The 26632-nt window shown below is 50.5% G+C and carries 25 protein-coding genes, 1 pseudogene and 1 other annotated feature; of the genes and pseudogenes, 14 read left to right on the forward strand and 12 right to left on the reverse strand.

Features of this window, described 5'->3' with window-relative positions:
• Positions 1-9 precede the first annotated feature (9 nt).
• Positions 10-104: a sequence feature (Trp leader region), on the reverse strand.
• Positions 81-125 carry a trp operon leader peptide gene (gene trpL / locus OGY17_RS10765; protein WP_012905981.1) on the reverse strand — a complete coding sequence of 15 codons (45 nt, stop codon included), beginning with the start codon at positions 123-125 and terminating at the stop codon, positions 81-83. Its footprint overlaps the feature before it by 24 nt.
• A gap of 135 nt (positions 126-260) precedes the next feature.
• Between trpL and rnm the strand changes: the two genes are divergently transcribed.
• From rnm to rluB, 3 genes are all read left to right on the forward strand, one after another.
• Positions 261-1139 (forward strand): RNase RNM, encoded by an 879-nt coding sequence (rnm, locus tag OGY17_RS10770; RefSeq protein ID WP_008784938.1) that lies wholly within the window; start codon positions 261-263, stop codon positions 1137-1139.
• A complete protein-coding gene (locus tag OGY17_RS10775) occupies positions 1136-1756 on the forward strand; it encodes an L-threonylcarbamoyladenylate synthase (protein WP_003833336.1) in 621 nt (206 codons plus the stop codon). The genes rnm and OGY17_RS10775 overlap by 4 nt, the downstream gene beginning before the upstream one ends.
• Positions 1757-1856: 100 nt before the next feature.
• Positions 1857-2732, forward strand: a complete 876-nt coding sequence (rluB, locus tag OGY17_RS10780; RefSeq protein WP_003020625.1) for a 23S rRNA pseudouridine(2605) synthase RluB — start codon at positions 1857-1859, stop codon at positions 2730-2732.
• Between the two features lie 83 nt (positions 2733-2815).
• Here rluB and cobO read toward each other — a convergent pair whose 3' ends face one another.
• Both cobO and OGY17_RS10790 read right to left on the reverse strand, forming a co-directional pair.
• On the reverse strand, positions 2816-3406 hold the full coding sequence (gene cobO, locus OGY17_RS10785) for a cob(I)yrinic acid a,c-diamide adenosyltransferase (RefSeq protein ID WP_003833333.1): 591 nt from the start codon (positions 3404-3406) through the stop codon (positions 2816-2818).
• Positions 3403-4164 (reverse strand): YciK family oxidoreductase, encoded by a 762-nt coding sequence (locus OGY17_RS10790; protein ID WP_048216262.1) that lies wholly within the window; start codon positions 4162-4164, stop codon positions 3403-3405. Before OGY17_RS10790 ends, cobO begins: the two co-directional genes overlap by 4 nt.
• A gap of 221 nt (positions 4165-4385) precedes the next feature.
• Between OGY17_RS10790 and sohB the strand changes: the two are divergent.
• Positions 4386-5431 (forward strand): annotated as a pseudogene (gene sohB / locus OGY17_RS10795) (protease SohB).
• A gap of 108 nt (positions 5432-5539) precedes the next feature.
• Here sohB and OGY17_RS10800 read toward each other — a convergent pair.
• Positions 5540-5791: a YciN family protein gene (locus OGY17_RS10800; protein ID WP_003020616.1), complete on the reverse strand. Its 252-nt coding sequence runs from the start codon at positions 5789-5791 to the stop codon at positions 5540-5542.
• Positions 5792-6189: 398 nt separating this feature from the next.
• Here OGY17_RS10800 and topA point away from each other — a divergent pair, with 398 nt between their 5' ends.
• The 5 genes from topA (at position 6190) to acnA (ending at position 13579) form a co-directional block, all read left to right on the forward strand.
• A complete protein-coding gene (topA, locus tag OGY17_RS10805) occupies positions 6190-8787 on the forward strand; it encodes a type I DNA topoisomerase (protein ID WP_003833325.1) in 2598 nt (865 codons plus the stop codon).
• A 208-nt stretch (positions 8788-8995) separates the two neighbouring features.
• Positions 8996-9970, forward strand: coding sequence for an HTH-type transcriptional regulator CysB (gene cysB / locus OGY17_RS10810; RefSeq protein ID WP_003020610.1), 975 nt, complete (start codon positions 8996-8998; stop codon positions 9968-9970).
• Between the two features lie 311 nt (positions 9971-10281).
• Complete coding sequence (locus tag OGY17_RS10815) at positions 10282-10422, forward strand: YmiA family putative membrane protein (protein ID WP_213732144.1); 141 nt, start codon at positions 10282-10284, stop codon at positions 10420-10422.
• A gap of 2 nt (positions 10423-10424) precedes the next feature.
• Positions 10425-10595: a YciX family protein gene (locus OGY17_RS10820; RefSeq protein ID WP_165755481.1), complete on the forward strand. Its 171-nt coding sequence runs from the start codon at positions 10425-10427 to the stop codon at positions 10593-10595.
• 308 nt (positions 10596-10903) lie between these two features.
• On the forward strand, positions 10904-13579 hold the full coding sequence (gene acnA / locus OGY17_RS10825) for an aconitate hydratase AcnA (protein ID WP_150388548.1): 2676 nt from the start codon (positions 10904-10906) through the stop codon (positions 13577-13579).
• A gap of 49 nt (positions 13580-13628) precedes the next feature.
• Here acnA and ribA read toward each other — a convergent pair whose 3' ends face one another.
• Positions 13629-14219 (reverse strand): GTP cyclohydrolase II, encoded by a 591-nt coding sequence (gene ribA / locus OGY17_RS10830; protein ID WP_003020601.1) that lies wholly within the window; start codon positions 14217-14219, stop codon positions 13629-13631.
• Positions 14220-14420: 201 nt separating this feature from the next.
• On the opposite strand from ribA, the gene pgpB reads away from it, so the two are divergent.
• The 5 genes from pgpB (at position 14421) to yciH (ending at position 18074) form a co-directional block, all read left to right on the forward strand.
• A complete protein-coding gene (gene pgpB / locus OGY17_RS10835) occupies positions 14421-15185 on the forward strand; it encodes a phosphatidylglycerophosphatase B (protein ID WP_003833318.1) in 765 nt (254 codons plus the stop codon).
• 149 nt (positions 15186-15334) lie between these two features.
• Complete coding sequence (locus OGY17_RS10840; RefSeq protein WP_003020595.1) at positions 15335-15643, forward strand: LapA family protein; 309 nt, start codon at positions 15335-15337, stop codon at positions 15641-15643.
• Between the two features lie 6 nt (positions 15644-15649).
• Positions 15650-16819: a lipopolysaccharide assembly protein LapB gene (lapB, locus tag OGY17_RS10845; RefSeq protein ID WP_008784929.1), complete on the forward strand. Its 1170-nt coding sequence runs from the start codon at positions 15650-15652 to the stop codon at positions 16817-16819.
• A gap of 190 nt (positions 16820-17009) precedes the next feature.
• Positions 17010-17747, forward strand: coding sequence for an orotidine-5'-phosphate decarboxylase (gene pyrF, locus OGY17_RS10850; RefSeq protein ID WP_020996371.1), 738 nt, complete (start codon positions 17010-17012; stop codon positions 17745-17747).
• Positions 17748-18074 (forward strand): stress response translation initiation inhibitor YciH, encoded by a 327-nt coding sequence (yciH, locus tag OGY17_RS10855; RefSeq protein WP_003833315.1) that lies wholly within the window; start codon positions 17748-17750, stop codon positions 18072-18074.
• A 91-nt stretch (positions 18075-18165) separates the two neighbouring features.
• Here the strand turns inward: yciH and osmB are convergent, their stop codons facing one another.
• The 7 genes from osmB to fabI all read right to left on the reverse strand — a co-directional run bounded on the left by osmB (position 18166) and on the right by fabI (position 26296).
• The gene (gene osmB, locus OGY17_RS10860; protein WP_003020583.1) at positions 18166-18384 is read right to left on the reverse strand and encodes an osmotically-inducible lipoprotein OsmB; all 219 of its coding nucleotides are present in this window, start codon (positions 18382-18384) and stop codon (positions 18166-18168) included.
• A gap of 268 nt (positions 18385-18652) precedes the next feature.
• Complete coding sequence (gene yciT / locus OGY17_RS10865; RefSeq protein WP_003020580.1) at positions 18653-19405, reverse strand: DNA-binding transcriptional regulator YciT; 753 nt, start codon at positions 19403-19405, stop codon at positions 18653-18655.
• 95 nt (positions 19406-19500) lie between these two features.
• Positions 19501-19683: a YciZ family protein gene (locus OGY17_RS10870; RefSeq protein ID WP_003833313.1), complete on the reverse strand. Its 183-nt coding sequence runs from the start codon at positions 19681-19683 to the stop codon at positions 19501-19503.
• 183 nt (positions 19684-19866) lie between these two features.
• Positions 19867-21858: a cyclic di-GMP phosphodiesterase gene (gene pdeR / locus OGY17_RS10875; protein ID WP_008784927.1), complete on the reverse strand. Its 1992-nt coding sequence runs from the start codon at positions 21856-21858 to the stop codon at positions 19867-19869.
• Between the two features lie 265 nt (positions 21859-22123).
• A complete protein-coding gene (locus OGY17_RS10880; protein ID WP_234103848.1) occupies positions 22124-24058 on the reverse strand; it encodes an exoribonuclease II in 1935 nt (644 codons plus the stop codon).
• A gap of 89 nt (positions 24059-24147) precedes the next feature.
• The gene (locus OGY17_RS10885; RefSeq protein ID WP_057067368.1) at positions 24148-25293 is read right to left on the reverse strand and encodes a CMD domain-containing protein; all 1146 of its coding nucleotides are present in this window, start codon (positions 25291-25293) and stop codon (positions 24148-24150) included.
• Positions 25294-25507: 214 nt separating this feature from the next.
• Positions 25508-26296 carry an enoyl-ACP reductase FabI gene (gene fabI / locus OGY17_RS10890; protein ID WP_234103847.1) on the reverse strand — a complete coding sequence of 263 codons (789 nt, stop codon included), beginning with the start codon at positions 26294-26296 and terminating at the stop codon, positions 25508-25510.
• Between the last annotated feature and the right edge of the window lie 336 nt (positions 26297-26632).

The raw sequence follows: 26632 nt of genomic DNA on the forward strand, positions 1-26632 counted from the left end.
ATTTTGTTCAAAAAAAAGCCCGCTCATTTGGCGGGCCGGGTATCTGGTTGCATATTGCAGACGTAAGACACTGCCCGAAATCAGGAAGTGCGCCACCAACCGTGCAGAACAAATGTTGCTTTCATCTCAGATACCTTCTTCATGTGAACTTTCGTACTAGTTAACTAGTTCGGTGGAATAAAGTCAACACCTGATTTCAGTATATTTGTCGAAACCGCTATGATGGGCGTGATACGACATTTATTGAAACGGGAGCCGCCTTGAGCGACACGAATTACGCAGTGATTTATGACCTGCACAGTCATACTACAGCCTCCGATGGGCGGTTAACGCCAGAAGCCTTAGTACACCGTGCGGTAGAGATGCGAGTCGGTACACTGGCGATCACCGATCATGACACCACGGCCGGCATTGCGGCGGCAAGAGAAGAAATTTCACGTTCAGGTTTAGCCTTAAATTTGATCCCTGGCGTCGAGATATCAACGGTCTGGGAAAACCATGAGATCCATATAGTGGGTCTGAACATTGATATCGCCCATCCCATGATGTGTGAGTTTCTGGCGCAACAAACGGAACGTCGTCAGCAGCGTGCACGCCTGATTGCCGAACGACTCGACAAAGCGCATATCCCCGGCGCTTGGGAAGGGGCGTTACGCCTGGCCGATGGCGGGGCGGTTACGCGGGGCCATTTTGCGCGTTTCCTGATGGAATGTGGAAAAGCCACAACCATGGCGGATGTCTTTAAAAAATATCTTGCCCGTGGGAAAACCGGTTACGTTCCGCCACAGTGGTGTACAATAGAACAAGCTATTGATGTCATTCATCATTCTGGCGGTAAGGCTGTTCTGGCTCATCCTGGGCGGTACGATCTTAGCGCTAAGTGGCTGAAAAGACTGGTTGCGCATTTTGCTGAACACCGCGGCGACGCGATGGAAGTAGCACAGTGCCAGCAGTCTCCCAATGAACGCACCCATCTGGCGACGCTTGCGCGTTCGCATCAACTGTGGGCATCGCAAGGGTCTGATTTTCATCTACCCTGCCCATGGATTGAGTTGGGCCGTAAACTTTGGTTGCCCGCAGGCGTAGAAGGCGTCTGGCAACTTTGGGAGCAGCCCGAGATCACAGAGAGGAAAGTATGAGTCAGTTTTTTTATATTCATCCCGAAAACCCGCAGCAGCGACTGATCAATCAGGCTGTTGAAATCGTGCGTAAAGGTGGGGTGATCGTCTATCCAACCGATTCCGGTTATGCGTTGGGCTGCAAAATTGAAGATAAAGGCGCCATGGAGCGCATTTGCCGCATCCGTCACCTGCCGGACGGACACAACTTTACGCTGATGTGTCGTGACCTGTCCGAACTGTCGACCTATTCGTTTGTCGACAACGTGGCATTCCGTTTAATTAAAAACAACACGCCGGGTAACTACACCTTCATCCTGAAAGGGACGAAAGAAGTTCCGCGCCGTTTGTTGCAGGAAAAACGTAAGACCATCGGCCTGCGTGTGCCATCGAATCCGATTGCGCTGGCGCTGCTGGAAGCACTGGGCGAGCCGATGCTATCTACATCGCTGATGCTGCCGGGCAGTGAATTTACTGAGTCAGACCCAGAAGAGATTAAAGACCGTCTGGAAAAACTGGTGGATTTGATTATCCACGGTGGCTATCTCGGCCAGCAGCCGACCACGGTCATCGATTTAACCGACGATTCTCCGGTGGTGTTGCGTGAAGGCGTCGGCGACGTTAAACCTTTCTTATAAGGGCGCGAACCGCTATACTACGCGGCCTTAAAATGGCGCTGACTGGCGCCGTTGATTCTCCTGTTCGACGCCTGTGAAGGCGACATCTAAAGGAAGCTCTATGAGCGAAAAGTTACAAAAAGTGCTGGCGCGCGCTGGCCACGGTTCTCGCCGTGAAATCGAATCTATTATTGCCGCGGGTCGCGTGAGCGTTGATGGCAAAATTGCCACGCTCGGCGATCGCGTTGAAGTCACTCCGGGTCTGAAAATCCGTATCGACGGTCATCTGATTTCGGTTAAAGAGTCTGCGGAGCAAATCTGCCGCGTTCTGGCCTATTACAAGCCAGAAGGTGAACTGTGTACCCGTAACGACCCGGAAGGTCGTCCGACCGTGTTCGATCGTTTGCCAAAACTGCGTGATGCGCGCTGGATTGCCGTAGGGCGTCTGGACGTGAATACCTGCGGTTTACTGCTGTTTACCACCGATGGTGAACTGGCTAACCGTCTGATGCACCCAAGCCGTGAAGTTGAACGTGAATATGCGGTACGTGTGTTTGGTCAGGTTGATGATGCCAAACTGCGCGATCTGAGTCGTGGCGTACAGCTGGAAGATGGTCCGGCGGCATTTAAAACGATCAAATTCAGCGGTGGTGAAGGGATCAACCAGTGGTATAACGTCACGCTGACCGAAGGGCGTAACCGTGAAGTCCGTCGCCTGTGGGAAGCTGTAGGTGTACAGGTAAGCCGTCTTATTCGTGTTCGTTACGGTGATATCCCGCTGCCGAAAGGCCTGCCGCGTGGTGGCTGGACCGAGCTTGACCTCGCGCAGACCAACTATCTGCGTGAACTGGTGGAGCTGAAGCCGGAAACGACCTCTAAAGTTGCCGTCGAGAAAGATCGTCGTCGCATGAAGGCAAATCAGATCCGTCGTGCGGTGAAGCGCCACTCACAGGTCGGTAGCAGCCGTCGTCCGGGTGGTCGTAGCAACAACGGTTAATTATGACCAGGCCTGATAAGCAAAGCGCCATCAGGCGTTAGCGTGGAGCCGGATGCGGCGCAAGCGCCTTATCCGGCCTACTGTCAGTAATCAATCCCTATCTGGGCCTTCACGCCCGCTTCAAACGCATGCTTGACCGGGCGCAACTCGCTGACCGTATCCGCTAACTCCAGAATATCGCGATGACATCCACGGCCGGTGATAATCACCGTTTGATGGGCAGGGCGCGCGTTTAGGGCAGTGATGACCTCTTCAAGCGGCAGATAGTCGTATGCCACCATATAGGTCAGCTCGTCCAGCACCACCATATCCAGTTCATCGTCGGCCAGCATCCGCTTACCATGTTCCCACACGGCCATACAGGCCGCGGTGTCGGACTCACGGTTTTGCGTTTCCCAGGTAAATCCTGTCGCCATAACCTGAAACTCTACTCCGTGGGGTTCAAGTAAGTTACGTTCTCCGTTTGGCCACGTACCTTTAATAAATTGTACGACGCCGACTTTTTTACCGTGGCCCACCGCGCGCGTGGCGGTACCGAATGCGGCGGTAGTTTTACCCTTACCATTTCCGGTGAATACGATGATGATCCCGCGCTCGTCCGTAGCGGCGGCAACGCGTGCGTCAACCCGATCTTTTACGCGCTGTTGACGTTGCTGATAGCGTTCTTCACTCATTGGGCAATTCCTGGTTTACGGCCCGGCTGGGCGTCAAAAGTCATACCGGTTTTACGGCGGCTGTCATCGCCCATCAGCCACAGGTAGAGCGGCATAATATCGGCGGGAGTTTTCAATTTTTGTGGATCTTCCGTGGGGAATGCACTGGCTCGCATACCTGTTCGTGTTCCACCAGGATTGATACAGTTTACGCGAAGATGACGGTTTTGATACTCATCAGCCAGAACCTGCATCATCCCTTCGGTAGCAAATTTTGAGGTGGCATACGCCCCCCAATTGGCGCGTCCCTGGCGGCCGACGCTGGAAGAGGTAAAGACCAGCGATCCGGCATCGGATTTGAGTAACAACGGCAGCAATGCCTGAGTCAGCATAAAAGTGGCATTCACATTTACCTGCATCACATCCTGCCAGACCAGCGGGTTTTGTTCACTCATTGGGCAAATATCGCCGAGTAATCCGGCGTTATGCAGTACGCCATCCAGACGCGGGAAATGTGCGGCAATGCGTTGCGCAAGCTGGTGACATTCTTCAGAGGTACAGGTCAGTAAATCCAGTGTAAACCACTGTGGTTGTGTTCCGTTTTCATCGGCGATAGTGCGGGCAACCTGACGCAGTTTTTCTTCGTTACGCCCAAGCAGGATAACGGTCGCGCCATAGCGTGCATAGGTCTGCGCGGCTTCGCGTCCGATACCATCGCTGGCACCGGTGACAAGAATAATGCGGCCCTGTAAAAGGTCTTGTTTAGGTTGGTAATGCACGGCTACTCCTCGGCGACGCCCTGGCCATCTCGTTCGCAATAACTTTTGGGCTTTATGCCTTAAACCCTGTTCTTTTTCAATCAGCCAAAGGCAATAACACCGCAAAATGAACGCTTTGTCATGCTTTTTACTGATTCAGCACTGGATGTATGAAGCAAGACGAGGTGACACGCCTGTTGTACACTGAGCGGAAGTCGCGTTGTTTAACCAAGGTGGGTCTCGTGGAATTGTTGTCTGAATATGGGTTGTTTTTGGCAAAAATTGTCACTGTCGTGGTGGCTATTGCAGTGGTGGTGATGCTGATCGTAAACGCGACACAACGCAAACGTCAGAGTGGGGAATTGCGGGTTATTAACCTCAGCGATCAATATAAAGAGATGAAGGAAGACCTGTCGCTGGCCTTATTGGATGGGCATCAGCAAAAATTCTGGCATAAAGCGCAGAAAAAGAAACAGAAGCTGGAGGCGAAGGCCGCCAAGGCAAAAGCAAAACTGGGTGACAGTACGTCATCAGATAAACCTCGTGTATGGGTGCTTGATTTTAAAGGCAGTATGGATGCCCATGAGGTCAGCGCATTACGCGAAGAGGTGACGGCGGTGCTGGCGGTTGTTAAACCTCAGGATCAGGTGGTGGTTCGTCTGGAAAGCCCGGGCGGTGTGGTACATGGTTATGGCCTGGCTGCGTCCCAGTTACAACGCCTGCGCGATAAGCAGATCCCACTGACCGTCACGGTAGATAAAGTCGCTGCGAGCGGCGGATATATGATGGCCTGCGTGGCAGATAAAATTGTTTCGGCGCCGTTTGCTATCGTCGGCTCAATTGGCGTGGTGGCGCAGATCCCGAACTTTAACCGCTTCCTGAAAGGGAAAAATATTGATATCGAACTGCACACCGCCGGACAGTACAAGCGTACGTTGACGCTGCTTGGCGAGAACACGGAAGAAGGGCGGCAGAAATTCCGTGAAGATCTGAACGAAACACATCATTTGTTTAAAGATTTTGTCCATCGTATGCGCCCGACTCTGGACATTGAGCAGGTTGCCACGGGTGAACACTGGTTTGGTCAACAGGCGCTGGCAAATGGGCTGGTGGATGAGATCAACACCAGCGATGAGGTGATCCTCGGGCTGATGGAAGGTCGTGAAGTGTTGAACGTTCGCTATCTGCAGCGTAAAAAGCTGATGGATCGTTTTACCGGTAGTGCGGCGGAGAGCGCCGATCGTTTGCTGATGCGCTGGTGGCAGCGGGGCAGAAGCCACTGATGTAAAATTGTCATTGCCGGATAGCGATGCTCACATATCCTATCCGGCCTACAAATAGGCATCAATGTAGGCTGGATAAGGCGTTGCCGCCATCCGGCAAATTATTTCTCGAGTTAATCGATCAAGTGATACTTTTCAGAAAGTACGTGCGCCAGGTGTTTAAACATATTAAACACAGCCGTACTTTTGGGCGTTGGTAGCCCTTGCTCGTCTAAAAAGTAATCTCCGCTGAAAACCAGCACGCCGTTTCGCTGCGTAACGCCGGTGGCGACAATCCCCGCCAGCGTGTCCTCATGCTCACGAATGATTTTGTTGGCTTCAATCAGCAGTGTTTCGCGATCGATGGGTTGAGTGTCTTTATGCATGATTTACTCCTTAAACAAGGACATTAGTCTACGCTGAGCCCGCCTTATGGGCAAATATTCCCTGACATAAATGAAGGTTTTACGACAGTGTTACAACTGGCGAGATTTGTTTTTGCATGCTAATAAAGTTGCGTAACGCATTTTATCAGGTACAGTGTGACGCTTTCGTCAATCTGGCAACAGATTTGCTTGACATTCGACCAATACTTCGTCGTGCTAGAGCGTTTGTGAGAAAAAAAGCCTGTTAACTCAGTTACATGAGAGTTACATTACAAACGCGAAACAGTTTAAGGGGTTGATATCCGCCGACGCAGAGACCATATCGATGTCTCGTCGCCAGTGGAAGGTGAATCAACGTGCGACGCATTCTGGAAGAATCAAATTAGGTAAAGGTGAATATGGGTAAAGCTCTTGTCATCGTTGAGTCCCCGGCAAAAGCCAAAACGATCAACAAGTATCTGGGTAATGACTACGTGGTGAAATCCAGCGTCGGTCATATCCGTGATTTGCCGACCAGTGGCTCAGCAACTAAAAAGAGCGCCGACTCAACCTCCACCAAAACGGCTAAAAAGCCCAAAAAGGATGAACGTGGCGCTCTCGTCAACCGTATGGGTGTTGACCCGTGGCACAACTGGGATGCGCGCTATGAAGTGCTGCCTGGTAAAGAGAAAGTTGTTTCTGAACTGAAGCAACTGGCTGAAAAAGCCGACCACATCTATCTCGCAACCGACCTTGACCGCGAAGGGGAAGCCATTGCATGGCACCTGCGGGAAGTCATCGGTGGCGACGACACCCGCTACAGCCGCGTGGTGTTTAACGAAATTACCAAAAATGCTATTCGCCAGGCGTTTGAAAAACCGGGCGAGTTGAACATCGATCGTGTTAATGCGCAACAGGCGCGCCGCTTTATGGACCGTGTTGTGGGCTATATGGTGTCGCCACTGCTGTGGAAAAAAATTGCGCGTGGTCTGTCTGCCGGTCGCGTACAGTCTGTGGCTGTGCGTCTGGTGGTTGAGCGTGAACGCGAAATCAAAGCATTTGTTCCAGAAGAGTTCTGGGAAATTGATGCTAACACGACCACGCCGGGCGGCGACGCGTTGCCGCTTGAGGTGACGCATCAAAATGATAAACCGTTCCGTCCTGTAAATCGGGAACAAACGCTTGCCGCTGTTAGCCTGTTGGAAAAAGCGCGCTATAGCGTCCTGGAACGTGAAGATAAACCGACCAGCAGCAAGCCGAGCGCACCGTTCATTACCTCCACGCTACAGCAGGCTGCGAGCACGCGTCTGGGCTTTGGTGTGAAGAAAACCATGATGATGGCGCAGCGCTTGTATGAAGCGGGTTACATCACTTACATGCGTACTGACTCAACCAACCTGAGCCAGGATGCTGTCACCATGGTTCGCGATTACATCAGTGATAATTTTGGCAAAAAATATTTGCCGGAGAGCGCGAACCAGTACGCCAGCAAAGAGAACTCGCAGGAAGCACACGAAGCTATCCGTCCTTCCGATGTCGCCGTACTGGCGGAGTCGCTGAAAGATATGGAAGCCGATGCGCAAAAACTGTATCAGCTGATCTGGCGCCAGTTTGTAGCTTGTCAGATGACGCCAGCGAAATATGACTCTACCACCCTGACCGTGGGTGCGGGTGATTTCCGTCTGAAAGCGCGTGGTCGTATTCTGCGCTTCGATGGTTGGACCAAAGTGATGCCAGCGCTGCGTAAGGGCGATGAAGATCGCATCTTACCGGCGGTGGACAAAGGCGATACCTTGACGCTTATCGAGCTGACACCTGCGCAGCACTTCACCAAGCCGCCTGCACGCTTCAGTGAAGCTTCGCTGGTTAAAGAGCTTGAAAAGCGTGGCATTGGTCGTCCATCCACCTATGCGTCGATCATCTCTACGATTCAGGATCGCGGTTATGTTCGCGTTGAAAACCGTCGCTTCTACGCTGAAAAAATGGGTGAAATCGTCACCGATCGTCTGGAAGAAAACTTCCGCGAGCTGATGAACTACGATTTTACCGCGCAGATGGAAGACAGCCTCGACCAGGTGGCGAATCACGAAGCCGAATGGAAGGGCGTACTCGACAACTTCTTCACTGATTTTACTCAGCAGTTAGATAAAGCCGAGAAAGATCCTGAAGAAGGCGGTATGCGTCCGAACCAGATGGTGCTGACCAGCATTGATTGCCCGACCTGCGGACGCAAGATGGGTATTCGTACCGCCAGTACCGGCGTTTTCCTTGGTTGCTCCGGCTACGCACTTTCCCCGAAAGAGCGTTGCAAAACCACCATTAACCTGGTGCCGGAAAACGAAGTATTGAACGTGCTGGAAGGCGATGACGCGGAAACGAACGCATTGCGCGCCAAACGCCGCTGCCAGAAGTGCGGTACAGCAATGGACAGTTATCTCATCGATCCTAAGCGTAAATTGCATGTGTGTGGTAATAACCCAACCTGCGACGGCTACGAGATCGAAGAGGGTGAATTCCGTATCAAGGGTTATGACGGTCCTATCGTAGAGTGCGAAAAATGTGGTTCTGAAATGCACCTGAAAATGGGACGTTTCGGCAAGTACATGGCGTGTACTAACGACGAGTGTAAAAACACCCGTAAGATCCTGCGTAACGGTGAAGTTGCTCCGCCGAAAGAAGATCCGGTTCCGCTGCCGGAACTGCCGTGTGAAAAATCTGACGCGTATTTCGTGTTACGTGATGGTGCTGCAGGTATCTTCCTGGCGGCCAATACGTTCCCGAAATCACGTGAGACTCGTGCGCCGTTGGTGGAAGAGTTGTACCGCTTCCGCGATCGCCTGCCGGAAAAACTGCGTTATCTGGCAGATGCGCCGCAAACAGACCCGGATGGTAACAAGTCTATGGTTCGTTTCAGCCGTAAAACCAAGCAGCAATACGTTGCCGCTGAGAAAGACGGTAAGGCGACTGGCTGGTCCGCGTTCTTCGTTGACGGTAAATGGGTAGAAGGGAAGAAATAACAGCGTTACGGCTGAATTTCTCCTCAAAGGGTCGCGTAAGCGGCCCTTTTTGTTTCTGGCATATTATTTTTTGTCATACCTATACAGCGTACATATAAATGATATAGTGGTTATAGTTAACAGACTTTTTATTATTAAATCGTATTAGCAGCGCCCACGAGCCTGCACTGAAACGATGATTTGATGGCGCGAATCGGGATGGCATAACATGAAATTACAGCAGCTTCGCTACATTGTTGAGGTGGTGAACCACAACCTTAATGTCTCCTCAACGGCGGAAGGGCTTTATACCTCTCAGCCCGGTATCAGTAAGCAAGTTCGTATGCTGGAAGATGAACTTGGCATCCAGATTTTCGCCCGTAGCGGTAAGCATCTGACCCAGGTTACGCCAGCGGGGCAGGAAGTTATCCGTATTGCGCGCGAAGTACTGTCTAAGGTAGATGCTATTAAGTCCGTTGCTGGCGAACATACCTGGCCGGATAAAGGCTCGCTGTATATTGCCACCACGCACACCCAGGCACGTTACGCTTTGCCGAACGTGATTAAAGGTTTTATTGAGCGATATCCTCGTGTTTCATTGCATATGCATCAGGGATCGCCGACGCAAATTGCCGAAGCCGTCTCGAAAGGGAATGCGGATTTTGCCATCGCGACGGAAGCCCTGCATCTGTATGACGATCTGGTGATGTTACCTTGCTACCACTGGAACCGTTCGATTGTCGTCACGCCGGATCATCCGCTGGCGGGAAAATCTTCGGTTTCTATTGAGGAACTGGCACAGTATCCACTGGTGACCTACACCTTTGGATTTACCGGGCGTTCGGAGCTGGACACCGCGTTTAACCGTGCGGGTCTGGAGCCGCGTATTGTTTTTACCGCGACCGATGCCGATGTTATTAAAACCTATGTCCGTCTGGGTCTCGGCGTGGGTGTAATTGCCAGTATGGCGGTTGATCCTGTTTCCGATCCTGACCTGGTACGTGTGGATGCGCACGATATCTTCAGCCATAGCACCACCAAAATTGGTTTTCGTCGCAGCACCTTCTTACGTAGTTACATGTATGATTTCATTCAACGTTTCGCGCCGCATCTGACGCGTGATGTGGTGGACACGGCGGTGGCGCTGCGTTCCAACGATGATATTGAAGCCATGTTTAAAGATATTAAATTGCCTGAGAAATAATAACGGTTGTTACCTCGTCGGTATCTGTAAGCATAAAGTGATACCGACGGGGGAGTCTGAATTCATTATTTCTCCTCCTATATATTAACCATATATTATTTATGGAAAAAGTTCTCTAAAGTAGTTTCAAATTAGTCAGCTTGCCAAAAATCACGCTCAAATATTCATAATTGATCAAACAATTGATTTATTTATCAGATCGAGTCCGAAAATTAACTGGCTTTTTTTTGCCTTTTTTATTAGGATTCCTCCTATCTGATGATTAATTGTACCAATTGTTTGGTGCCTAAATGATAAGTGATTTCGATAGTATGAGGTTAGCGATGCCTTCAGGAAACCAGCCTGCACGCCGGGATCCCGCGATGAAACGTAAAGCCTGGTTCGCCGTGTTTCTTGGCTCTGCGATATTCTGGATTATTGTCGCACTCGTGGCCTGGAACGTGTGGGGGTAAGTATGTCCGCACCGGAGCAGCACTCTACCGTGACGCCAGCGTCTCATGACCATGAGCAAGAGAGCAAAACCGTCGCCGAGAAGGAGCCAAAGATACCCGAATCCTGGAATCTTTCTCCTGAACAACGGGCGTTTATTGATCTGTTAACCGGTGATGATGAACAGAAACAATAATTCGTACGTATTTTATAATAATAACGATTACCTCGTGGCCTTAAATATCGAATTGTTTATCCCATGTATTCACCATCAGCCACCTAATCAACGTATTATCGATTGCGCTATTGCCTGCTGAATATTCATCCTATTAATCTACACGGCTAGACCTTCTTCCCTACCATTGACCTCACTTCGCGCTTTTGTATCGCGCGCTACTTTTATCAATTTGAGTTGTTATCAAAGCGTTACATTTTGTTTGTGTTATCTTTAATACTAACCCTGAGGAAATCAGGGGATCCAACCCTGTCATTTAAGGAGGAGCTATGTCGTCGACCCTACGAGAAGCCAGTAAGGACACATTGCAGGTTAAAGATAAAACCTACCGCTACTACAGTTTACCTCTGGCCGCTAAATCACTGGGTGATATCACCCGACTACCCAAATCGCTGAAAGTGTTACTGGAAAACCTGCTTCGTTGGCAGGATGGTAATTCCGTAACCGAAGATGATATTCATGCGCTCGCGCATTGGCTGAAGACTGCCCATGCCGATCGTGAAATTGCCTATCGACCCGCTCGTGTTCTGATGCAGGATTTTACCGGCGTGCCGGCGGTGGTCGATCTGGCCGCTATGCGCGAAGCGGTGAAACGTCTGGGTGGGGATACGGCAAAAGTGAATCCGCTTTCACCAGTGGACCTTGTCATTGACCACTCGGTAACTGTGGACCGTTTTGGTGATGATGATGCTTTCGAAGAAAACGTTCGCCTGGAAATGGAACGTAACCATGAGCGTTACGTGTTCCTGAAATGGGGACAGCAGGCATTTAGTCGCTTCAGCGTTGTACCACCAGGAACGGGGATTTGCCACCAGGTTAACCTTGAATACCTCGGCAAAGCCGTCTGGAGCGAGTTACAGGACGGTGAGTGGGTGGCTTACCCTGACACGTTGGTCGGAACCGATTCCCATACGACAATGATTAATGGTCTCGGTGTGCTGGGATGGGGCGTTGGAGGCATTGAAGCTGAAGCAGCAATGCTGGGTCAACCGGTCTCTATGCTTATCCCTGATGTTGTGGGCTTCAAACTGGTGGGCAAACTGCGGGAAGGCATCACCGCTACTGACCTGGTTTTAACCGTCACCCAGATGCTGCGTAAGCACGGCGTGGTCGGTAAATTCGTTGAATTCTATGGTGATGGGCTGGACACCTTACCGCTGGCCGATCGGGCAACCATTGCGAACATGTCACCGGAATACGGCGCAACCTGCGGTTTCTTCCCGATAGATAGCATCACTCTTGAATATATGCGTCTGAGTGGGCGCAGTGAGGAGCAGGTTGAGCTGGTCAGCGCCTATGCCAAAGCGCAGGGAATGTGGCGTAATCCTGGGGATGAACCCGTATTTACCAGTTCACTGGAGCTGGATATGGGCAGTGTAGAAGCTAGCCTTGCCGGACCGAAGCGTCCGCAGGATCGGGTGGCACTGGCTGATGTCCCGAAAGCGTTTTCGGCGAGTAATGAACTCGAAGTGAACAGCTCGCTGAAAGATCGCCAGCCAGTGGACTATACAATGAACGGTCACCAGTACCAGCTGCCGGATGGTGCTGTGGTTATTGCAGCGATCACTTCCTGTACCAACACCTCTAACCCAAGCGTATTGATGGCGGCGGGGCTGCTGGCGAAAAAAGCTGTGACGCTTGGTCTGAAACGTCAGCCGTGGGTGAAAGCCTCGCTGGCGCCAGGATCGAAGGTGGTGTCTGATTATCTGGCGCAGGCAGGGTTCACGCCATACCTTGATGAGCTGGGATTTAACCTTGTAGGTTATGGCTGTACCACCTGTATCGGTAACTCGGGACCGTTACCCGATCCTATCGAGACAGCTATCAAAAAAGGCGACCTCACCGTTGGTGCTGTGCTTTCCGGCAACCGAAACTTTGAGGGGCGTATCCATCCGCTCGTGAAGACCAACTGGTTGGCGTCTCCGCCGCTGGTGGTGGCCTATGCGCTGGCGGGGAATATGAATATCAATCTGACGAAAGATCCGTTAGGGCATGACAGAAAGGGCGATCCCGTATATCTGAAAGATATCTGGCCGACGGCTCAGGAAATTGCCCGTGCCGTGGAGCAGGTCTCTACCGCCATGTTCCATAAAGAGTATGCTGAAGTGTTTGAAGGCACGCCGGAATGGAAAGCAATCCAGGTAGATCGGGCTGATACCTATGGCTGGCAGTCTGACTCAACCTATATCCGCTTGTCGCCGTTCTTTGATGGTATGCAGGCGACGCCGGATCCGGTCCAGGACATTCACGGCGCGCGTATCCTTGCAATGCTTGGAGATTCCGTCACCACTGACCATATTTCTCCTGCAGGTAGTATTAAGCCGGACAGCCCGGCGGGGCGTTATCTGCAAAGCCACGGCGTAGAGCGTAAAGATTTTAACTCCTACGGTTCGCGGCGCGGGAATCATGAAGTAATGATGCGCGGTACCTTTGCCAATATTCGTATTCGCAATGAGATGGTGCCCGGCGTGGAAGGTGGGATGACGCGTCATTTGCCGGGAACTGAGGTAGTGGCTATCTATGATGCGGCTATGCAATATCAACAGGAGAATATTCCCCTGGCGGTTATTGCCGGGAAAGAGTATGGCTCTGGCTCCAGTCGCGACTGGGCGGCAAAAGGCCCGCGCTTGCTGGGGGTTCGCGTGGTTATCGCTGAATCCTTTGAGCGAATTCACCGTTCTAACCTGATTGGTATGGGGATTTTGCCGCTGGAATTCCCACAGGGCGTCACGCGTAAAACGCTGGGACTAACCGGTGAGGAAACGATCGATATTACGGATCTGCAAAACATCAAACCGGGTGCAACAGTGCCGGTGAGTATGGTTCGCTCAGATGGACGTAAAGAAGTTGTTTTATGCCGCTGCCGTATCGATACCGCGACGGAGCTAACGTACTACCAAAACGATGGCATTCTGCACTACGTGATTCGTAATATGTTGAGCTAGAATGTAAAAAGCCTGCGAGAGCAGGCTTTTTTATCGACGGTAACAACTATTACTTGCCCAGCAAATGTCCCATCTTGGCGGCTTTGGTGTCCAGGTAATGTTCATTGTTCGGGTTACGACCCACAATCAGCGGCACGCGTTCAACAATGTTGATTCCCGCTTCGGTCAGAATTTCCACTTTTTTCGGGTTATTGGTCAGCAAACGAACTTCGTCCACACCAAGCAGCTTGAACATATCCGCACACAGCGTGAAATCACGCTCATCTGCCGCAAAGCCCAACTGATGGTTAGCTTCAACGGTATCATAACCCTGGTCCTGCAACGCGTAGGCGCGGATTTTATTGAGCAGGCCGATATTGCGTCCTTCCTGACGATGATAAAGCAGGATACCGCGCCCTTCTTCAGCAATATGGGTGAGAGCCGCTTCGAGCTGGAAACCGCAATCGCAACGCAGGCTAAACAATGCATCGCCAGTCAGACATTCGGAGTGGACACGCGCCAGGACAGGCGTTTGGCCTGTGATATCGCCAAAAACCAGTGCGACGTGATCGTGTCCGGTTGCCAGTTCTTCAAATCCCACCATCAGGAAATCACCCCAGGGGGTTGGCAGTTTGGCTTCTGCCACACGTTTAAGCTGCATGTAATTCTCCAGATTATGCTGGCACTGTCGTGCCGTCGCCTGTTGGCTTCTGTTCTATATTGCACTATTTTGCCATAAGGCAACGATGTTCACCTAATCGCGACAACGGATTCGCTTTTGGAATGGCACAAAATTGTCAATTTCCCCGGCATGCGCTTTTTTCAGTTATGATTGTGAGACTTATCGACGAAAGGAGAGGCAATGCTGTCAATTGCAAAGCGCACTGCGGTCGGGGCCGGGCTGCTACTTATTATGCCGGTTGCCGTATGGGTATCGGGCTGGAGCTGGCAGCCGGGACATAACGTTTGGTGGCTAAAATCTCTGTACTGGATAACGGAAACGGTGACCCAGCCGTGGGGTATTATCACTCACGTTGTTCTCTGTGCATGGTTTCTGTGGTGTCTGCGTTTTCGTCTGAAAGCTGCGGTAATGCTGTTTGCGATCCTGGCTGCGGCAATTTTAGTCGGTCAGGGCGTGAAGTCCTGGGTTAAAGACAGGGTGCAGGAACCTCGGCCCTTTGTCGTTTGGCTGGAAAAAACGCACCATATCCCTGTTGATGAGTTCTACACTTTAAAACGTAAAGATCGTGGTCACTTAGTTAAAGAGCAATTGGCCGAACAACAGGATATTCCGACGTTTCTACGTAAGCACTGGCAAAAAGAAACAGGGTTTGCCTTTCCGTCAGGGCATACGATGTTTGCCGCCAGTTGGGCTTTACTTGCAGTAGGACTGTTATGGCCACGCCGACGTACGCTGACGATTGTGTTTTTACTTATCTGGGCTACGGGTGTTATGGGGAGTCGCTTGCTATTAGGCATGCACTGGCCCCGTGATTTGGTCGTTGCAACGCTGATTTCATGGTTGCTGGTAACACTGGCGACATGGCTTGCGCAGCGGGTATGCGGACCATTAACGCCGCCTGTGCAGGAGGAAAAAGAAATCGCTCAGCGTGAACAAGAAAGTTAGCCATGATTGATTTTTCGAATTTTGCCCTTAAATCAGAAAGGGGAAAGCGCTTTTCCGTTTCGCACTTGTTGTGAAAATGGTAATTTAAAGGGCTCAACGCGGTAAGTTGTACACGATTTATTCGCTCAAACCACATAACGGGAAGTAATGTGAAATATTTACTCATTTTCTTACTGGTGTTGGCGATTTTTGTTATTTCGGTGACATTAGGTGCGCAAAACGATCAACAGGTTACGTTTAATTACCTGCTGGCTCAGGGTGAGTATCGTATCTCTACGCTGCTTGCTGTATTGTTTGCCGCAGGTTTCGCGATTGGTTGGTTAATTTGCGGCCTTTTCTGGCTGAAGGTTCGTGTGTCTCTTGCGCGCGCCGAACGTAAAATCAAACGACTGGAAAACCAGCTTACGCCTGCGACCGACGTTGCGGTTTCTGCCGATTCGTCGGTTGTGAAGGAATAATTATTTATGTTGGAGTTGTTGTTTCTGCTTTTGCCTGTAGCCGCTGCCTATGGGTGGTATATGGGTCGCAGAAGTGCGCAACAAACCAAGCAGGATGAAGCTAACCGTCTTTCCCGTGACTATGTCGCCGGGGTTAACTTCCTCCTGAGCAACCAACAAGACAAAGCGGTGGATCTGTTCCTCGATATGCTAAAAGAGGATACGGGCACCGTTGAGGCTCATCTCACCCTCGGAAACCTGTTTCGCTCGCGCGGTGAAGTCGACCGTGCAATCCGCATCCATCAAACGTTAATGGAAAGTGCTTCGCTAACCTACGAGCAGCGTTTGTTGGCCGTACAACAGCTGGGGCGCGACTACATGGCCGCAGGTCTGTACGACCGCGCGGAAGACATGTTTAATCAGCTTACCGATGAAACAGATTTTCGCGTCGGTGCATTACAGCAACTGCTGCAAATTTATCAGGCAACCAGCGAATGGCAGAAAGCGATTGATGTTGCAGAACGCCTGGTGAAGCTCGGTAAAGATAAACAACGTATCGAGATAGCTCACTTCTACTGCGAACTGGCCTTACAGCAGATGGGCAGCGACGATATGGATCGCGCCATGACGCTGTTGAAAAAAGGGGCTGCGGCAGACAAAAACAGTGCACGTGTTTCCATCATGATGGGCCGTGTGTACATGGTGAAAGGCGATTACGCGAAGGCCGTTGAAAGTCTGCAACGCGTGATTTCTCAGGATAAAGAACTGGTCAGCGAAACGCTGGAAATGCTGCAAAGCTGCTACCAGCATCTGGGGAAAAACGATGAGTGGGCCGAGTTTTTACGTCGGGCCGTTGAGGAGAATACTGGCGCCGCCGCAGAGCTGATGCTGGCCGATATTCTTGAAGCGCGTGAGGGGACTGATACCGCTCAGGTTTATATTACCCGCCAGCTACAACGCCATCCTACGATGCGCGTGTTCCACAAGTTGATGGATTACCATCTTAACGAAGCAGAAGAAGGGCGCGCGAAAGAGAGCCTGATGGTTCTGCGCGATATGGTCGGGGAGCAGGTGCGCAGCAAGCCTCGGTATCGTTGCCAGAAGTGCGGATTTACCGCATATACACTGTACTGGCACTGCCCATCCTGTCGCTCATGGTCAACCATTAAGCCTATTCGCGGACTTGATGGGCTGTAATTTTTAAAAAAACTTCACTTTAGTTACAACATACTAATGAACTGTAACCAATCCATCCTCAGCCACCGTTGCCAAATTCGCCTAGCAGAAATGTAATCGCGCCTGTTAATTTTCTATTGCCGCAGGTAGAATGCACGCCGTTTACCCATTTTGCGCCGCCGATGGCGCCCATCCTCAGGAAGGTCTGGTCATGACGTTTACTGCTTCATCTTCTTCTCGTGCTGTTACTGATTCTCCTGTCGTTGTCGCTCTCGATTATTCCAATCGTGATAAAGCATTAGCTTTTGTCGACAGAATTGACCCTCGTGATTGCCGTTTGAAAGTGGGCAAAGAGATGTTCACGCTTTTTGGACCTCAGTTGGTTCGCGATTTACAACAGCGTGGCTTTGACGTTTTTCTTGATTTGAAATTTCATGATATTCCCAACACTACCGCACATGCCGTTGCGGCAGCTGCCGAGCTTGGCGTGTGGATGGTTAACGTTCATGCTTCAGGTGGGGCGCGTATGATGACCGCCGCACGTGAAGCCCTGGCGCCTTTTGGCAAGGATGCGCCGCTGCTGATTGCAGTAACAGTTCTGACCAGTATGGAAGCCAGCGATCTTGCCGACCTAGGCGTGACGTTGTCACCTGCGGAGCATGCGGAAAGGCTGGCGCGCTTAACCCAACATTGTGGTTTGGATGGCGTCGTATGCTCCGCGCAGGAAGCAGTGCGATTCAAGCAGGCATTTGGCCAGGCATTTAAACTGGTTACGCCGGGTATTCGCCCTGAAGGTAGCGAGGCAGGCGACCAGCGTCGCATTATGACGCCGGAACAGGCACAGTCAGCTGGCGTGGATTATATGGTTATTGGTCGTCCGGTCACACAGTCGGCAGATCCGGCTCAGACGCTGAAGATGATCAATGCCTCCCTGAAACGAGGTGCGTAAATGAACGACTCAAATTCTCGTCTGGTCTACTCAACTGACACCGGGCGTATTGATGAACCGAAAGCCGTCCCAGAGCGTCCCAAAGGCGACGGCATTGTCCGTATCCAGCGACAGACCAGTGGCCGCAAAGGTAAGGGCGTGTGCCTGATTACTGGAATAGATCAGGACGATGCTGAACTGACCAAATTAGCTGCGGAACTGAAGAAAAAATGTGGTTGCGGCGGGGCAGTGAAGGATGGCGTGATTGAGATACAGGGTGATAAACGCGACCTGATTAAATCGCTGCTGGAAGCCAAAGGAATGAAAGTTAAATTGGCTGGCGGTTAATAAAAAAAGCCACGGAATTTTTCCGTGGCTTTTTAATAATACAGACCTGAAAAAGTAAACGTATTATTATATCGAGCCGTTTAACCGTAAATTATTTACCCACCTGGTGGCCAATAATACCACCTACTGCAGCACCACCCAGCGTGCCTAGCGTGCTGCCGTCAGTCAGGACTGCACCACCGATTGCACCAGCACCAGCACCAATTGCGGTGTTACGGTCACGTTTGGACCAGTTAGAGCAGGCACTCAGCGACATTGCCAGAGTAATCGCCAAAATGGCAGCGGTCATTTTTTTGCTCGTTACTAACATAATACTTTCTCCTGAATTATTGATTCACGGAATCCAGTGTTCTTTAAGAATAGCGCTAAATTTAGGCTAACGAAGATATTTCCGTGAAACCGTTTAGCGAAGGCATGACAAACACTATCCTGAGATTGGAGGTTCGTTCCTGTTATATCGCTAACATTAATTTTACGACTTAATCCTGTTAACGACAGGTAAAAAGTCTTAATTGGACTGTCAGATAACTCTCAGAGAGGAGATGATTTGCCGACTGACAAATCATCTGCTGAAGATTTTATGCGTGCGCATCAATGATATTGACGGTTAATCCTGAATGCTCAAGCTGCATTTGTACGCTGGCGCTGAGTCTGGAATCCGTGACTACGCGGCTGAATCGCTCTAATGGACCTAGTGTGTAAGGGTGAATGGCTTCGAATTTTGAGCTGTCAGTAAGCACAATAACTTCTGCACCTTTTTCCAGCACCGCGTTAACCACATCAGAACGCATCATGTCGCGTCCGGTGAAGCCGGTGTCAGCCTGCCAGCCATCAATGCCGATAAAGGCCTTACTGAAGTGTACCTGCTGGATAAACTGGCGAGTTAAGGGCCCCACCATGCTTTCGCTTTTTTTCTGATAGATCCCGCCAAGGAGAATCACTTCGCAGGGGGTTTCTTTCAGCAGATGGGCTATATAACTGCTGACGGTAATGATGGTGACATCTTTTTGCTCCGCCAGCGTTCTGGCCAAGAGCGCATTGCTGCTGCCGTTTTCAATGAATACGGACTCGCCAGGGCTTACCAAAGATGCGGCAAATTCGGCCAGTTCACGCTTCAGCGTAAAATTAGTCATCATGCGCGTTTCCACATCATCACTGTTCAATGAAACAGCAAAACCGTGCGCACGGCGTAAATAGCTCTGTTTCTCCAGTGTGTTCAGATCCTGTCGAATCGTCACTTCTGAAACACCGGTGATTTTTGCCAGTTCGGCAACGCTCATCTGACCTTTATCAGTCACCATCTGCAAAATAGATTGTTGTCGGGAATTCATAATATTAATTTTATTGCGATATTGTATCGGAAATTAAACGGAAACTGCCTCATATGCAGTTTGCTTATAGCAGCGACATTAAAGGGTTAATGTCATCAGATCTCCCAGGGAGCCTTGTGCTTTTTGGGCAAAGACTCGGCATCTTCTTTGGCCGTGTCTAGCAGCTCAGCCTTCAGAATTTCGAGATTGTGGATGGCTGAGTGGTAATCACCTGCAACGAGGATATCCAGCACGGTATCAATGCGTTCGGCCAGACGCTGAGCGTCGATATCAGACATGGTTATCATCCTAATAGCAATAGAGTTTGAATTTCATGATGCAGAATTTCATGGCAAAAGAGAAGGGAAAAATAGTATTAACTATCAATGATAGAAGAATATTATATATTCTGTTATTACATGCAGATAGGATCGTTACGTAATGTCCATTTATGGCTATTAATGACGTTTGATCCCACAGCATTAGCGCGTTTTTTTATTCAGATGTCGTCGATACCAACGTTCAAATGCAGCCGCTGGCATTGGTTTGGCAAACAAAAAACCCTGACGCTCGTTGACACCATTTTTGGTTAAAAATGCATCCTCTTTCGCGCTTTCAACACCTTCGGCGATGACCTGCAGATTGAGTGCCTGTGCGACCGCAACAATGGCACGTACCAGCGACTGCGAAATAGGTTGTTTGTGTACATCCCTGACAAAGGTTTGATCCAGTTTAATTGCATCAAGCGGGAAGCGGGCCAGTTGAGACAGTGACGAATATCCAGTACCAAAATCATCCAAATGGATTTGCGCCCCCAACTGGCTAAACTGCTGAATGACGGACAGTGCCAACTGCTCATTTTCAATCAAACTGCTTTCCGTTAACTCGACATCGATGGGGCAATATTCAAAGTCGAGTTCATGAAGCACCTGTTTGAGATCGGTAAATAGCGTCTGATCGGCGAGCTGGCGGGCAGAAACGTTTACCGCCACGCGCAGATTGATTCCCTTGGCGCGCCATTTTGCGACCTGACGCACAACGTCCAGAATAACCCAGCGACCCAGCGGAACAATAAGCCCTGATTCTTCAGCGTAGGAGATAAATTCCAGTGGTGGAATGAGGCCGCGTTCCGGAGACTGCCAGCGTACCAGCGCCTCCAGGCTGCGCACTTCGCCTCGCCAGGTTATCTTTGGCTGATAATGGATAACCAGTTGATCGTTTTCCAGCGCCTTGCGCAGGTTAGTATCCAGCCACAGGTATTCAAATACCCGCTGATTCATTTCCGGAGAGAAAACACAAAACTGTCCGCGGCCGCCTTCTTTCGCGGTGTACATGGCCGTATCGGCGTTACGAATGACGCTCTCGCAGTCCTGACCATGCTGTGGAGCAAGGGAAATACCAATAGAGCAGCCTGTATAGACTTCAATCAGGCCAATGCGAAAGGGCTGACGCAGGCGTGTCAGAATGCGCGATGCGGTAGCTTCCAGAGTGCTCTGGGACGTTTCGGTGGCAAGGACGATAAATTCATCACCGCCAAACCGAGCCAATAGCTGGTTGTCGTCAAGACAACTGAGGATTGCAAGCGACACACTCTGTAATAGCTGATCGCCAAACATATGCCCGTAGGCATCGTTCACCTTTTTGAAGTTATCCAGATCGAGATATACAATCCCAACCTGAGTATCACCTGCGTTCTCAATCGCGTCGCTTATCAGCTCATGAATGGCGTTACGGTTCGGTAATCCGGTGATGGAGTCGGTATTAGCCAACATACGCAGGCGTTCCTGCGCGCGGCGTTCTTCAGTGATATCGGTGCCGGAACAGATCAGAAATATTTCGTTCTTGCCGCTACCGTTATGTACAAACTTATTGCGAAAAAGAAACAGGCGCTGACCTTTGCAGGTCTTCACCCAACGTTCGACTTCATATGAGTTGCCTTCGCGAAAAAAGACCTCGATGTTGCGTCTGGAGGCTGCGGCTTCACGTCGACTCATAAACAGTGTGAATACGCTTTGGCCAATGACTTCACGTTCTCTGAGTCCGGTGTACTCTTCGCACAGACGGTTAAAACGCTGAATGTTGCCCATGCGGTCAAGAATGACAATAACGGAATTGGCTTCTGAAACCACCTGCTCGGCAAAAGAGAGACCTTGAGCCAGATCGCGTGCGACGGAAGGGGTGTCATCCCAGGCTGATGCGCTGCCGGCCCATTCGCGCTTATTGATTTTCCGCCCGACCAAATGTACCGGAATATCGTCATCTTCAATAGGTAACGTCATCAACAGGCTTGACGTAATTACCGTCATCTCGCGAATGCGGTCGGCCTGCTCGGGTGATAATTCGATGGTCTGCTCAGCGTCTGCTGTTTCGTCAATAGAGAAATGCAGGATGTTGCAATCCTCTGACAAACGCCAGTAGGGGTTATGAGTGCCCACATAGCTATACAACGTAACCAGCTCCCGGACGTCTTTCATGATGTGTACTATCCCGTTTAAAGCGCATAAAGCCTCAAAAGTAAGGGTAGCCATGATTCATTCAGGGTGATTATGGCTGAACGTATTGTTTTATTTATATATTTATATGTAATCCAGAATCCATAAAAAGCAAAGCCAGCGGAACTGAAAAATAGTAAAAAAAAATTTTGACTGGATAAGAGAAGTGTAGTGTGTGGTTGAAATTTGGCCGCTAAAAAAAGAAAACGACCTTTCAAAAAAGAGAAAGGTCGTTGGATTTGTCAGTTTACGCTGCTGGACGCGCGATAACGCTACGGGTTTCCATGCGAACTTCGGCGATAGTTACGTCAATCACATCAGTGACTTTGTAAACCACTTCACCTTTGATTTGTACGGTACCACTTTCCTGGCTGCAGACCAGTTCATCACGCACGGCGTGCAGGAAGGGTGCAGGAATAAAGGCAACAGCGCCATTATCAACCAAACGTACGCGCATGCCGCCGCGGCTGACGTCGATGATCTCGGCCGCAAAGCGGGTGTCGGTTCCGGCTTTATCACTCAGGAAACGGGCGTATAGCCAGTCACCCACATCACGCTCAGCCATCCGATTCAGGCGACGACGTTCTGCCATCTGCGCGGTGGTATCATCCTGAGGTCGGGCGACGGTTTCGCCTTTGATGACGGCCTTAAGCAGACGGTGGTTGATCATATCGCCGTACTTACGGATTGGGGAAGTCCAGGTGGCATATGCCTCCAGACCCAACCCAAAGTGTGGACCTGGCTCAATACTAATTTCAGCGTAAGACTGGAAGCGGCGAATTCGGCTGTCGAGGAAGCCGGATGGCTGTGCATCCAGTTCGCGGCGCAGTTTGCAGAAACCTTCCAGTGTCAGTACTTCTTCGGCATCGACGTGCATACCGTGGGTTTTCAGCAGCGCGGCCAGAGCGTCGGCGTTGGCCGGGTCGAATCCCATATGGACGTTGTAAATACCGAAGCCAAGCTTGTCGCGAAGCACACGGGCGGCGCAAATATTTGCCGCAATCATGGATTCTTCCACGATACGGTTTGCGATGCGGCGCGGCTCAGCGACGATGTCCAGTACTTCACCTTTTTCACCGAGAACGAAACGGTAATCCGGGCGATCTTTAAAGACCAGCGCGTGGTTATGACGCCACTCTCCTCGGCTCAGGCAAATACGATGCAGCAGACGGATTTGTTCCGCAATCGCGTCGTTTTCTGGTTGCCACTCGCCAGTACCTTCCAGCCAGTCGGAAACATTGTCATAGGCCAGCTTCGCTTTAGACTCGATGGCTGCGGCGAAGAAGGTGATGTTGTCTTCAATCGTGCCATCGGCGGTAATGCTCATACGACAAGCTAAAACCGGGCGCACTTCGTTCGCGCGCAGAGAGCAGAGATCGTCAGACAATTCACGTGGTAACATCGGGATATTGAACCCCGGTAAATAATTGGTGAACGCGCGAATTCTAGCCGTTTTATCCAGCTTGCTGCCTTCTGCAATCCAGGCTGTTGGGTCGGCAATGGCGACGGTTAATTGTAGCGTGCCGTCAGCTTGTTCTTCAGCATACAGCGCATCGTCCATATCTTCGGTGCTGGCGCTGTCGATGGTGACGAAATTGAGGGCGGTTAAATCTTCACGAACAAGGCCTTCGTCCAGCATTTCGGTTGCTACACCGTCTGGTGCTTCTTTTTCCAGATTATGGCGTGCCAGTGTGACCCACCACGGGACAAAGTGGTCATCAGCAAAAGTGATAAATTGGGTTAACTCGGCGTAGAAGGTGCGATCGCCTTTCAGCGGATGGCGGCGCATTTCTGCAACAGCCCAGTCGCCTTCTTTAAATTCATGTTCAACGCCGCGGGCTGCACGACAAGGAATAGCATCTTTCAGTAACGGATGATCCGGCACAATGGACAGACGGTCATTTTTGCCCTGAACTTTACCCACGAAGCGCGTCAGGAAGGGTTCGATCAGTTCTTCCGGCTCAGCAGACTCACGATCTTTTTCTGTATGGATAACCGCAACAATACGGTCGCCATGCATCACTTTTTTCATCTGCGGCGGTGGAATGAAATAGCTTTTTTGTGCATCGACTTCCAGGAAGCCAAAGCCTTTTTCCGTGGCTTTTACCACCCCTTCAGCACGTGGCGTCTGGGAATGTAGTTGCTGTTTAAGCTGCGCTAGCAGCGGGTTGTCCTGAAGCATAATTGTCTATTTTCGTGGCTAAAAGAGCGGCTGACAGTTTTACGCGATTCTGCCAGTGGCAGCAAGCGCTCTTTCAGTAAGTGGATCGGTTAATCAGTGTCGCCCAGCGCGATTTTCAAGCGATTCAACCATCCGCACAATCCACTCCAGGCTAGCAGGTTAATGGCCTGCTCTGAAGAGATTCCCTGATCGAACAAAGGCGTTAACAGTGCGGTGCTAAAGCGGTCGGGCGCCCGGGTCAGCCATTGTACCGCCTGTAGGGTGACGCGCTCAACCGGATGTCGTTGTTCCCAACGTTGTAATTCACGTTCATCCTGACGAAGAACGGTAATGGCCTCGGTTAATTCATGAGCTGAATACGCATGTTCATTAAAACAGGCCACGCTGCCATTAATCCGCGAAGTCATCAGCGCCGCCAATGAAAATGCCTGTACCGGTATCCCGCTACGTTGCGTGCTGGAAATGAGCGACCCGAGTAAATCCAAAATGACGGGGGAATGTATCAGTAATGGCAGTAACGCTTGCAGTTCCTCGGGATAACGTCTGTCTATCGACTCATCATGATTAAGATGTTTTTCAATCGGAAATGGCGAAGCGTGCCAGGTAGCGTTTGCTGCACTAAATGGTGAAGCGTGAGCGAATTGTTGTATATCGAGACCCGGAATTCGGCGCACCGGATGTCCACACCAGGCCTGAAACAGGGCCACGATACGGGCCTGAAAACCGACGAATCCGATAATTTGATTCATCAGAATGCTATCGCTGGTGGTCAGCCCGACTGCATCCAGATGCTGGCGATCGCGCGCGCCTATCACGGCAGGAGAGCTGGCAAGTTGACGAGCATATTGGGTGATTTGCGCCAGTCGATGGTTACTTTCCCGCGAGGAGTCCGGCCCAGGAAGCGGTGTTAGACGCGCAGCATAGTGATTACATAATCGCTGGACGCCATATACCTGAGCGACGGTTAACGCCGTACTCATCCGTTCATAGGCGCTGAATGTGTGCATCTGACTCAGGTTTACGTGGGTCGGGAAGAGGATCTGTGCAAGTTTACGGGCAGGGATTAACCAGGATTGAAAAGGTAAAAGGGCGTCATCAGATATCGCCAGATCCAGTAAAAAGCAGTCGTCGACATGAGCGGCTTCCGGCACCAGCGGCAGAACATCTTGTGGATACATGCTGGATTGCGTCTCATGATACCAGTGGCTTTTGCCTTCAATTCGGCGTTGTTCCATGGGCGGTCCTTGGTCTAAAAAGTGGCGACCCGGACACGTCGTCATACCACTACGCCGGATCGTTTGCGCTGCAATATCCTGACGTAAGCAGAAGAGGGGATGAAAGATTGTTACGTGATAATAAATATCAGAAAAGCATATATGGGACAGGGTAGAGGGGAATTAAAAACGAGCATCACGGGCGACGGTGGGCCGCCCAGAGAAGAGTGGATGATTATTTCAGTTCTAGTTCATTCATTGCAGCGATGCTGAAACCACCGTCAACGTGTACAACTTCACCTGAGATACCGGCAGAAAGATCGGAACACAGGAATGCCGCAGAGTTGCCCACATCTTCAATGGTAACAGTGCGGCGAATCGGCGTAACAGCTTCGCAATGGGCCAGCATTTTACGGAAATCTTTGATACCGGAAGCGGCGAGGGTGCGGATTGGACCTGCGGAAATTGCGTTTACGCGTACGCCTTCAGGCCCCATTGCGTTAGCCATATAACGGACGTTTGCTTCCAATGAGGCTTTCGCCAGGCCCATCACGTTATAGTTAGGGATTGCACGCTCTGCGCCCAGATAGGACAACGTCAATAGCGCAGAGCCAGGGTTTAGCATAGAACGACATGCTTTTGCCATCGCAACAAAGCTATAAGCGCTAATGTCATGCGCAATTTTAAATCCTTCGCGGGTAACTGCATTCACATAATCACCATCCAGTTGGTCAGCAGGTGCGAAGCCGATGGAGTGTACGAAACCGTCGAATTTCGGCCAGGATTTGCTCAGTTCAGCAAACATGGCGTCAATGCTGGCATCTTCAGCTACATCACACTGCAAAACAATGTTGGAGCCTAATTGCGCTGCAAATTCTTCCACACGACCTTTCAGCTTGTCGTTCTGGTAGGTGAACGCCAGTTCGGCACCTTCGCGATGCATCGCCTGAGCGATTCCCCATGCGATAGACAATTTACTGGCAAGGCCTGTCACCAGAATGCGCTTACCTGATAAAAAACCCATGGCTTTAATCCTTTTGGTTAACACTTATCTTTTATCAATCAATGAGTTATAATTGACGCATTAAGCTTACTCGAAATTGGCCTGAAATTATATCCCACGCTTTTTCCCTGGAGAATGGTTATCCGCCTCACGTGACCTGTCACGTCATTACATGTGAGGAGTATAACATCCCCCTCCGCTTATGCTTCGTTCAGGCATCTAACGTCGGTGAATCAGAGAAAATACGAGGTTTCAAAGGCATTGAAATGGTATTATTTCATTGCTAGCTGATGTTAATAAACATAGCAAGGTAGGAACTTTCTTAAAACAAAAAATATGACAATATTCAGCTTGTTA

The sequence above is a fragment of the Citrobacter sp. Cpo126 genome (assembly GCF_030332445.1).
GTDB lineage: Bacteria > Pseudomonadota > Gammaproteobacteria > Enterobacterales > Enterobacteriaceae > Citrobacter > Citrobacter portucalensis.

Coding starts and splice junctions, on each gene's coding strand:
- OGY17_RS10880 (WP_234103848.1), bottom strand. CDS start 24,058: ATGCTTCAGGACAACCCGCTGCTAGCGCAGCTTAAACAGCAACTACAT.
- cobO (WP_003833333.1), bottom strand. CDS start 3,406: ATGAGTGAAGAACGCTATCAGCAACGTCAACAGCGCGTAAAAGATCGG.
- fabI (WP_234103847.1), bottom strand. CDS start 26,296: ATGGGTTTTTTATCAGGTAAGCGCATTCTGGTGACAGGCCTTGCCAGT.
- acnA (WP_150388548.1), top strand. CDS start 10,904: ATGTCGTCGACCCTACGAGAAGCCAGTAAGGACACATTGCAGGTTAAA.
- OGY17_RS10815 (WP_213732144.1), top strand. CDS start 10,282: ATGAGGTTAGCGATGCCTTCAGGAAACCAGCCTGCACGCCGGGATCCC.
- OGY17_RS10820 (WP_165755481.1), top strand. CDS start 10,425: ATGTCCGCACCGGAGCAGCACTCTACCGTGACGCCAGCGTCTCATGAC.
- ribA (WP_003020601.1), bottom strand. CDS start 14,219: ATGCAGCTTAAACGTGTGGCAGAAGCCAAACTGCCAACCCCCTGGGGT.
- pgpB (WP_003833318.1), top strand. CDS start 14,421: ATGCTGTCAATTGCAAAGCGCACTGCGGTCGGGGCCGGGCTGCTACTT.
- OGY17_RS10775 (WP_003833336.1), top strand. CDS start 1,136: ATGAGTCAGTTTTTTTATATTCATCCCGAAAACCCGCAGCAGCGACTG.
- cysB (WP_003020610.1), top strand. CDS start 8,996: ATGAAATTACAGCAGCTTCGCTACATTGTTGAGGTGGTGAACCACAAC.
- OGY17_RS10885 (WP_057067368.1), bottom strand. CDS start 25,293: ATGGAACAACGCCGAATTGAAGGCAAAAGCCACTGGTATCATGAGACG.
- lapB (WP_008784929.1), top strand. CDS start 15,650: ATGTTGGAGTTGTTGTTTCTGCTTTTGCCTGTAGCCGCTGCCTATGGG.
- pyrF (WP_020996371.1), top strand. CDS start 17,010: ATGACGTTTACTGCTTCATCTTCTTCTCGTGCTGTTACTGATTCTCCT.
- OGY17_RS10870 (WP_003833313.1), bottom strand. CDS start 19,683: ATGTCTGATATCGACGCTCAGCGTCTGGCCGAACGCATTGATACCGTG.
- OGY17_RS10800 (WP_003020616.1), bottom strand. CDS start 5,791: ATGCATAAAGACACTCAACCCATCGATCGCGAAACACTGCTGATTGAA.
- pdeR (WP_008784927.1), bottom strand. CDS start 21,858: ATGAAAGACGTCCGGGAGCTGGTTACGTTGTATAGCTATGTGGGCACT.
- topA (WP_003833325.1), top strand. CDS start 6,190: ATGGGTAAAGCTCTTGTCATCGTTGAGTCCCCGGCAAAAGCCAAAACG.
- yciH (WP_003833315.1), top strand. CDS start 17,748: ATGAACGACTCAAATTCTCGTCTGGTCTACTCAACTGACACCGGGCGT.
- rluB (WP_003020625.1), top strand. CDS start 1,857: ATGAGCGAAAAGTTACAAAAAGTGCTGGCGCGCGCTGGCCACGGTTCT.
- osmB (WP_003020583.1), bottom strand. CDS start 18,384: ATGTTAGTAACGAGCAAAAAAATGACCGCTGCCATTTTGGCGATTACT.
- yciT (WP_003020580.1), bottom strand. CDS start 19,405: ATGAATTCCCGACAACAATCTATTTTGCAGATGGTGACTGATAAAGGT.